Origin of the sequence: Paraburkholderia sp. Ac-20347, from assembly GCF_017104805.1 — a bacterium.
GTDB classification, from domain to species: domain Bacteria; phylum Pseudomonadota; class Gammaproteobacteria; order Burkholderiales; family Burkholderiaceae; genus Paraburkholderia; species Paraburkholderia tropica.
The window spans coordinates 1-8,402 of sequence record NZ_JAAGPN010000313.1; the positions used below are offsets into that span (position 1 = coordinate 1).

Genomic DNA, 8,402 nt, shown 5'->3' on the forward strand with positions numbered 1-8,402 from the left:
GGCGACAGCGGCAGCGGTCCGCCCGGCAGCGCGGGCGCGCCGAGCGGCGGACGGTGGCCGAGCCGGATGCGCCGCCATTGCATCTCGATGGCCTCGCGCACGTCCACGACCACCGGACCGGCCAGCTCGACCGCGAAATCCCAGCGCGCGAACGGCAGCGGCTTGCCGTCGTTTTCCATGTCGTCGACGATATTGATGCCGCCGCAAAACGCGTAGCGGTCGTCGATCACCGCGAGCTTGCGGTGCGTGCGCGAAAAGCCGAAGCGTCCGAAGATATGCGGGTTGTAGACGCGATGCTCGATACCCGCCGCCGGCCACGCGTCGAACAGCGCCAGATGCGGCGAGCCGATGCCGTCGGTGATCACGCGCACGCGCACGCCGCGCCGCGCCGCGCGCATCAACGCCTCGGACACGGCCTGACCGGTGCCGTCGCTGCAAAAAATATAGGTTTCGAGCGCGACATCGCGCTGAGCCGCGTCGATGCGCTCGATCATCGCGCCGAACAGGCCCGCGCCCGAATGGAACAGGCGCACGTCGTTGCCGCTCGTGAAGCGGTAGCGCGAGCGATAGCGCTTGCCGAGCAGCGCCTCGCGCAGCCGCATGACGCGGCGCGGTTCGATCCCCGAATCCAGATCGGTCGGATCAGCGCCGGGGTGATCGCCGGGGTGATCGCGTTGGCCGGGGTCGGCGCGTCGGGTGTCGCTCACGGCTGCACTCCCGCCAGACGCGCGGGCAATTGCAGAATGGCCTCGCGATTCGACGACGAAAAGCACTTCGCCGCCGCCTCTTCATACGGCAGCCACAGATACGCCGTGTGCTCGCGCGGCGACAGCGTGACCGGCGTGCCGTCGGGCACCTGCAGGCTGAACCAGTGCTCGGTGTTGCGCGTCACGCCCTCGGCGTAGCGGTGGCGCCAGACCGGATAGATTTCGTACTCGATCCGATGCCGCCAGTCGAGCAGCGCCGCCGCCGAGACGCCGTCCGCGCCCACCACGATGCCGGTTTCCTCGCCCACCTCGCGCACGGCGGTTTCGGCGAGCGGCTCGTCGAGACGGTCCTTCGAGCCCGTCACCGACTGCCAGAAGCCGGCCCGGTCGGCGCGCTCGATGATCAGCACGTCGAGCCGGGGCGTATGGATGACGACCAGGACGGATTCGGGAATCTTCGGCGGCTTCTGCATGATGGGGAAAGCAAGTCGTGGTACGCGGCCTGCGGCACTGTCGTTACCGCTGAGCAGTGTGCGGCGCTCTTGTGAAAGAATTTAACGCAAAAAGCAAAAAAGGCGCACGATGCGCCTTTTTTGTTGCGTTGCAGGACGACGCGCCGGGGCGCGCCGTCTGCACGATGCTGCTCGATACCGATTGCCGCTTACTGCGCCGGCTTCTGCTCGGGCTGACGCAGACGGATGTGCAGTTCCTTGAGCTGACGCTCGTCCACCGGGCTCGGCGCCTGCGTGAGCAGACACTGCGCGCGTTGCGTCTTCGGGAACGCGATCACGTCGCGGATCGAGTCGGCGCCGGCCATCATCGTGACGATGCGGTCCAGACCGAACGCGATACCGCCGTGCGGCGGCGCGCCGTACTGCAGCGCGTCCAGCAGGAAGCCGAACTTCGCACGCGCTTCTTCCGCACCGATCTTCAGCGCGCGGAACACCTTGCTCTGCACGTCTTCCTGATAGATACGGACCGAACCGCCGCCGATTTCCCAGCCGTTCAGCACCATGTCGTACGCCTTCGCGAGGCAGCGGCCCGGGTCCGTTTCCAGATATTCCAGGTGCTCGTCCTTCGGGCTCGTGAACGGGTGATGCGCGGCCACGTAGCGGTTTTCTTCCTCGTCGTACTCGAACATCGGGAAGTCGATCACCCACAGCGGCTTCCAGCCCTTCTCGACCAGACCGTTGGCCTTGCCGAATTCCGAATGGCCGACCTTCAGACGCAGCGCGCCCAGGCTGTCGTTCACGACCTTCGCGCGGTCTGCTGCGAAGAAGATGATGTCGCCGTCTTGTGCGCCAGTGCGCTCCAGGATGGCGGCGATCGACGCGTCGTGCAGGTTCTTCACGATCGGGCTTTGCAGACCGTCACGGCCCTTCGCGACTTCGTTGACCTTGATCCAGGCCAGACCCTTCGCGCCGTAGATGCGCACGAATTCCGTGTAGCCGTCGATGTCGCCACGCGAAAGTTCAGCGCCCTTCGGCACGCGCAGTGCGGCCACGCGGCCGTCCTTGCTGTTGGCCGGCGTGCTGAACACCTTGAAGTCCACGTCCTTCATGGCGTCCGTCAGTTCCGTGAATTCGAGCTTCACGCGCAGGTCGGGCTTGTCCGAACCGAAACGGCTCATGGCTTCCGAGTACGGCATGATCGGGAACTTGGCGTCGAGTTCGACACCGATCGTTTCCTTGAACACGTGACGCGCCATGTCTTCGAACAGATCACGGATTTCCTGCTCGCCGAGGAACGACGTTTCGCAGTCGATCTGCGTGAATTCCGGCTGACGGTCTGCGCGCAGATCTTCGTCGCGGAAGCACTTGACGATCTGGTAGTAGCGATCGAAGTTCGCGACCATCAGCATCTGCTTGAAGAGCTGCGGCGACTGCGGCAGCGCGAAGAACTGACCCGCGTTCACGCGCGACGGCACGAGGTAGTCGCGCGCGCCTTCCGGCGTGCTCTTCGTGAGCATCGGCGTTTCGATGTCGATGAAACCGAGCGCGTCGAGATACTTGCGCACGGCCATCGTCACGCGGTAACGCAGACGCAGGTTGTGCTGCATCTGCGGACGACGCAGGTCGAGCACGCGATGCGTGAGGCGCGTGGTTTCCGAGAGGTTGTCGTCGTCGAGCTGGAACGGCGGCGTGACCGACGGGTTCAGCACCACGATTTCGTGGCACAGCACTTCAATCTTGCCGCTCGTGAGGTTGGCGTTGACCGTGCCTTCCGGACGATTGCGAACCAGACCCTTGACCTGCACGCAGAACTCGTTGCGCACGCCTTCGGCGATCTTGAACATCTCGGCGCGATCCGGGTCGCAGACGACCTGAACGAGGCCTTCGCGGTCGCGCAGGTCGATGAAGATAACGCCGCCGTGGTCGCGGCGGCGCTGCACCCATCCGCACAGCGAAACAGTTTGGCCCAGCAGCTGTTCGGTCACCAGACCGCAGTATTCAGATCTCATCGACATGATGTTCGTCTTTCGTTATGCGTGAATTAAACGGGAAGCGCGCGCACGGTTGCGGCCGAAGCGGCGTCCGGTATTTAAAGCGGGGGATCGATGGGGCGGCGTGCATTCGCGGCCGGCGCGACGACGCCCATCGAAACAATATACTTGAGCGCGGCATCGACCGTCATGTCGAGTTCGATGACTTCGCTCTTCGGCACCATCAGGAAAAAGCCCGACGTGGGATTGGGCGTGGTCGGCACATACACGCTCACGTGATCTTCCTGAAGATGGTTGACCACGTCGCCGCCGGGAATACCGGTCAGGAACGCGATCGTCCACGAGCCCTTGCGCGGATATTCGATCAGGAGTGCCTTGCGAAAGGCATTGCCGTTGCTCGAAAGCAGTGTATCGGAAACCTGCTGGATGCTGCTGTACAGCGGCCCCACGATCGGAATGCGGCGCACCAGCGCGTTCCACCACTCCACCAGTTTCTGGCCGATGAAGTTGTGCGTGAGCACGCCCACGACAAAGATGAACGCCAGCGTGAGCACCGCGCCGAGACCCGGCAGGCGCATGTGGAACAGGCGCTCGGGCCGCCACGATTCGGGCAGCAGCAACAGCGTCTGATCCATCGTGCCGATGACGAGATTCAGCACCCACAGCGTGATGGCCAGCGGCACCAGCACGAGAAGGCCGGTCAGGAACACCGATTTGAAGGTCGCTTTCTTGATCTTCATGTACACGCCATCCAGGCCGCGCGCGGGCGCGGCGCTTGCGCGGCCCGGCTTCACTCAGGAGGTCTGCCGGACCACAGGGTTTGTCAGGTCGAGCCCGAAGTGCCCGACGCCGCAGGCGCCGCGCTGGTCGTTGCCGCGGCGGCCGGTGCGGCCTGGCTTGAGCCCTCGGACTTGCCGCCTTCCGACGACGACGCAGCGTCGCCGCTCTTCGCGCCCGTGGCGGCGGCACTCGTGCCGCTGCTGTTGCCGCCGTTATTGGCATTACTGTTGCCGCCACGGAAGTCCGTGACGTACCAGCCCGAGCCTTTCAGCTGGAAGCCGGCTGCGGTGACCTGTTTGCGATACGCGTCCGCGCCGCAGCTCGGGCACTGCGTCAGGGGCGCATCGCTGATCTTTTGCAGCACGTCTTTGGCGAAGCCGCACGATTCGCAGCGATAAGCGTAGATCGGCATGATCTCTTTCCTGATGAAACGGATGAAATTCCGGTAAATGCTTGCAAAGCCTTGAATTATAGCCGCAAACGCTCCCCTGGCCTGGTAATTGCCAGGCCGGGTCGTGTGACCGGGGCTACGCAGCAGTTTGGGGCGGATTGCGCACGATCAAGGGCGAGATCGGCGAGACCGTGCGCACGCGCGCGTTGAGCGCCGATTCAGGCCGGCGCCGACGCGTTGCGACGCCACGTGAGCCAGCGCTCGCGGCCCGCGAAAACCGCCAGCGATGCGCTCACCTCGTGCTCGTCGAGCAGCGTGAAATACGGCGTGAGCAGCGCGTCCAGCTCGGCGCGTTCAATGCCGAAGGGCGGCCCCTTGGGCGTATCGGCGAAGAAGAAAAAGCCCGCCAGCAGCGCGCCCGGCGCGAGCAGTTCGGCCATGCGGCGCGCGTAGGCGGGCCGCTGCGCCTTGGGCAGCGCGCACAGGAAAGCACGCTCGAAGATCCAGTCCGGCGCGAACGGCGGACGGTAGGCGTAAAAGTCGGCTTCCTCGACGACATCGGCGTAATGGCCCAGCGCGGTGCGCGCGTGGGCGACGGCAGCAGGCGAAAAGTCGATTGCCCGCACGGTGCGGCCGCGCTCGGCGAGCCAGCGCGCTTCCCACGCGTTGCCGCAGCCCGGAATCAGCACGCTGGCTGCGGCGTGCGCCGTGGCGAAGGCTTCGAAGTCCGGCTGCACGCCCGCCTGATCCCACGGGGTGAAGCCACGCTCGAAGCGCTCGTCCCAGAACGCGGGTGCGGCGGGGTCGCGCGTGGCGAAGTCCGCGGCCGCGCCGGCTTCCGGCGATGGCGTGGGTTGATCCGCTTGATCCGGCTCTGTCGTCATGTCTCGCTCCTTGTCTGCCGCTCCGCTCAGCCGCCGTAGGCCAACGCCAGCCACATGCGCGCGGCGAGCATGCCGACGCCCACCGCCACGCCGAACACCACGAGCCCCTGCAACAGGCGGTTGGTGCGGCGCTGCTCGGCGAGAATCTGGCGCAGCGCGTCGTCGCTGCCGAGATGCGTGGGGTCCTGGCGATGCAGCAACGCCTGATGCACGAGGCGCGGCAATTGCGGCAGCGTCTTGCTCCATTGCGGCGCCTCGATCTTGAGGCGCTCGAACCAGCCGCGCAGGCCGATCTGCTCGGTCATCCAGCGTTCGAGATACGGCTTCGCGGTCTTCCAGAGATCGAGTTCCGGGTCGAGCGAACGCCCAAGCCCTTCCACGTTCAGCATGGTCTTTTGCAGCAGCACCAGTTGCGGCTGGATTTCCACGTTGAAGCGGCGCGAGGTCTGGAACAGCCGCAGCAGCACCTGGCCGAGCGAAATGTCCTTGAGCGCGCGGTCGAAATACGGCTCGCACACCGCGCGGATCGCGCTTTCGAGTTCCTCGACGCGCGTCGTGGGCGGCACCCAGCCCGACTCGATGTGCAGCGTCGCCACACGGTGATAGTCGCGCTTGAAGAACGCGAGAAAGTTCTGCGCGAGGTAGTTCTTGTCGAAGTCCGACAGCGCACCGACGATGCCGAAATCGAGCGCGATATAACGCCCGAAATGCGCCGGATCGAGGCTCACCTGAATGTTGCCGGGGTGCATGTCGGCGTGGAAAAAGCCGTCGCGGAACACCTGCGTGAAGAAGATCTCCACGCCTTCGCGCGCGAGCTTCGGAATGTCCACGCCCGCCGCGCGCAGCTTGTCGACCTGGCTGATCGGCACGCCGACCATGCGCTCCATCACCAGCACGTTGGGCGTGCTGAATTCCCAGTACATCTCGGGCACGAGCAGCAGGTCGAGGCCCGCGAAATTGCGGCGCAGCTGGCTGCCGTTGGCGGCCTCGCGCATCAGATCGAGTTCGTCGTGCAGATATTTGTCGAACTCGGCCACGACCTCGCGCGGCTTCAGGCGCTTGCCGTCGGCCCACAGCCGCTCGGCCCACACGGCGATGTCGCGCAGCAGCAGCAGATCGGAATCGATCACGGGCCGCATGTTCGGGCGCAGCACCTTCACCGCCACGGCCTTGCCCGCGTGCTGCCCCGACCTCACCTTCGCGAAGTGCACCTGCGCGATCGAGGCGCTCGCCACCGGCACGCGCTCGAAGTCGTCGAACAGTTCGTCGACGGGCGCGCCCAGCGACGTTTCGATGAGGTTGATGGCCACCTTCGAGTCGAACGGCGGCACCTGATCCTGCAGCTTGGCGAGTTCGTTGGCGATATCGAGTGGCAGCAGATCGCGGCGCGTGGAGAGCACCTGGCCGAACTTCACGAAGATCGGGCCGAGGCTTTCGAGCGCGAGACGCAGCCGCACGCCGGGCGGTTGATCGAACTTGCGTCCGATCGTGGTGATGCGCAGCAACAGCCTGACGCGCCGGTCATTGATCCGGCTCAACATCATTTCGTCGAGACCGAAGCGGATGACCGTAAAGAAAATCTTCAGGAAACGCAGAAAACGCATGTCTTAGTTGCCTTGTAGCGGGCCGGTTGTCTGGCTCGGCGCGCGCGGCGCCGCGCTCGAAGGCGTCGATCCCGCGCTGCGCGCTTGTGATTTTTGTTCAAGGCGCTCGATGCGCTTTTCCACGCGCGCAAGTGCATCGCGCGCGCGTGACAGCTCCGTGTTGAAGCCGTCCAGCTCGGCGTGCCGCACGAGTTGCGGATTTTCGTCGAGCAGATATTCGGTGACGGAGCCGAGCACATTGCGCCCGGTGCGAAGGGCCTGCTGGTGCGCGGCGCGGGCGAATGCGGCGACGCGAAACGCGCTGGCGTCGCCGATCAGCTTCGCGAGATCCTCTTCGGGCTCCCAGCGCAGATGTTCGGCGAGCTTGCCGATGATCTGCGCAAACTCGGCGTCGCCCTCGATCTTCACGTGCTTCATGACAGCCGACTGGCCGCCCTGCACGTACGAGGAGAGCGCGCCAGCGGGCACGGAAAGCGCGACGTCGGCGTGTTGCGCCTCGTGCTCTTCGACGGCGGCGATATAGCCGTCGGGCTGCACGAGCAGCGTGAGCACGACAGGCGGACACGACAGACGAGCTGTCTTGCCGGCGTAAGGAGCGAGGCGGTCGCGGGCCCACGATTCGCGGGCGAGCAGGTGATTGACAGCGGCGGCGAAGGGCTTGGCGGCGAGAGTCATCGGCGTGGAATCAAAAAAACCCGCGCGGGCATCGAGCTCGCGCGGGTTCCTATTGTAGCGTTCGCGCCGCCGGATCGCCCCGCGCGGCGGCTGGCCCGCCCGCCAGATTCGCCTGTACGCGCGCAGCATCAACCACGCGCGCGTTTTGCTCAGCGCGGCGCGATGCCGCGCATCAATGCGATTCGACCTGCTGGATACCGGCCAGCAGCCAACCCTCGCCCGAGCTGCGCGACTTCGAGAGATTCCAGATCTCGACGAACGGCGCGGCCGCCGCGCCCGCTTCTTCGCGGATCAGGCCGGAGAAGCGCACGCTCGCGAGGTACTCGTTGCCGCGCTCTTCCACGGCGAGCAGGTCGGCGTTGAGCTGCACGACGTCGGTCTGGTTCGGCTGCGCGCCGCGGCCCGCGAGGTCCACGCGGATCTCGGCGAACATCTCGGGCGTGGTGAATTCGCGGATGTCGTCGATATTGCCCGCGTCCCACGCCGCCTGCAGACGCACGAAGTAGACCTTCGCGTTGCGCAGGAACGCCTCGCTGTCGAAGCCGGCCGGAATGGCGGGCGGCGTGTCGATCTGCGGCGTGCTCAGCGGATTCGCTTCGGGCGCGAGGTACTGGCCCGTGGGCGGCGCCGTGTAGCGCGGCTCCTGCGGGTTGTAGCCGCCCATCTGGTTCAGGTTCGCGCCGCCCGTTTGATAGGCGGGCTCCGCCGGACGGCGGCGGCTCATGAACTTGCGGATCAGCCAGATCGCCACGAACGCGATCAGCGCGATCACGATCATGTTGGCCATGGCGCCCGCGAACGCTTCACCGAGGCCGAAGTGCGACAGCAGCGCCGCGATACCGAGACCGGCTGCGAGACCGGCGATAGGACCGAGCCAGCGGTTGCGCGCCGGTGCGGCGGCGGGCGTGGGCGCCGGCG

General features: G+C 65.8%; 9 protein-coding genes. All 9 read right to left on the minus strand.

Features of this window, described 5'->3' with window-relative positions; genetic code table 11:
- Positions 1–602, minus strand: a 602-nt coding sequence (locus G3N97_RS33690; protein ID WP_241031002.1) for a phospholipase D-like domain-containing protein, incomplete at its 3' end; no start/stop codon positions are given.
- Between the two features lie 101 nt (positions 603–703).
- Positions 704–1,180, minus strand: a complete 477-nt coding sequence (gene nudB / locus G3N97_RS33695) for a dihydroneopterin triphosphate diphosphatase (RefSeq protein WP_205997213.1) — start codon at positions 1,178–1,180, stop codon at positions 704–706.
- A 188-nt stretch (positions 1,181–1,368) separates the two neighbouring features.
- On the minus strand, positions 1,369–3,174 hold the full coding sequence (aspS, locus tag G3N97_RS33700; RefSeq protein ID WP_074986784.1) for an aspartate--tRNA ligase: 1,806 nt from the start codon (positions 3,172–3,174) through the stop codon (positions 1,369–1,371).
- A 74-nt stretch (positions 3,175–3,248) separates the two neighbouring features.
- Complete coding sequence (locus G3N97_RS33705) at positions 3,249–3,890, minus strand: DUF502 domain-containing protein (protein ID WP_065059393.1); 642 nt, start codon at positions 3,888–3,890, stop codon at positions 3,249–3,251.
- An 83-nt stretch (positions 3,891–3,973) separates the two neighbouring features.
- A complete protein-coding gene (locus G3N97_RS33710) occupies positions 3,974–4,342 on the minus strand; it encodes a zinc ribbon domain-containing protein (protein ID WP_205997214.1) in 369 nt (122 codons plus the stop codon).
- Between the two features lie 197 nt (positions 4,343–4,539).
- On the minus strand, positions 4,540–5,205 hold the full coding sequence (locus tag G3N97_RS33715; protein ID WP_205997215.1) for a methyltransferase domain-containing protein: 666 nt from the start codon (positions 5,203–5,205) through the stop codon (positions 4,540–4,542).
- A gap of 26 nt (positions 5,206–5,231) precedes the next feature.
- Positions 5,232–6,809: a ubiquinone biosynthesis regulatory protein kinase UbiB gene (gene ubiB / locus G3N97_RS33720; RefSeq protein ID WP_205997216.1), complete on the minus strand. Its 1,578-nt coding sequence runs from the start codon at positions 6,807–6,809 to the stop codon at positions 5,232–5,234.
- 3 nt (positions 6,810–6,812) lie between these two features.
- Complete coding sequence (locus tag G3N97_RS33725) at positions 6,813–7,484, minus strand: SCP2 sterol-binding domain-containing protein (protein WP_065059368.1); 672 nt, start codon at positions 7,482–7,484, stop codon at positions 6,813–6,815.
- Positions 7,485–7,656: 172 nt separating this feature from the next.
- On the minus strand, positions 7,657–8,402 hold a 746-nt coding region (locus tag G3N97_RS33730), incomplete at its 5' end, for a Tim44-like domain-containing protein (RefSeq protein ID WP_205997217.1).

Excerpts from the sequence above, each read along its gene's own strand:
- nudB (WP_205997213.1), bottom strand. The coding sequence starts at position 1,180 with ATGCAGAAGCCGCCGAAGATTCCCGAATCCGTCCTGGTCGTCATCCAT.
- aspS (WP_074986784.1), bottom strand. The coding sequence starts at position 3,174 with ATGTCGATGAGATCTGAATACTGCGGTCTGGTGACCGAACAGCTGCTG.
- G3N97_RS33705 (WP_065059393.1), bottom strand. The coding sequence starts at position 3,890 with ATGAAGATCAAGAAAGCGACCTTCAAATCGGTGTTCCTGACCGGCCTT.
- G3N97_RS33710 (WP_205997214.1), bottom strand. The coding sequence starts at position 4,342 with ATGCCGATCTACGCTTATCGCTGCGAATCGTGCGGCTTCGCCAAAGAC.
- G3N97_RS33715 (WP_205997215.1), bottom strand. The coding sequence starts at position 5,205 with ATGACGACAGAGCCGGATCAAGCGGATCAACCCACGCCATCGCCGGAA.
- ubiB (WP_205997216.1), bottom strand. The coding sequence starts at position 6,809 with ATGCGTTTTCTGCGTTTCCTGAAGATTTTCTTTACGGTCATCCGCTTC.
- G3N97_RS33725 (WP_065059368.1), bottom strand. The coding sequence starts at position 7,484 with ATGACTCTCGCCGCCAAGCCCTTCGCCGCCGCTGTCAATCACCTGCTC.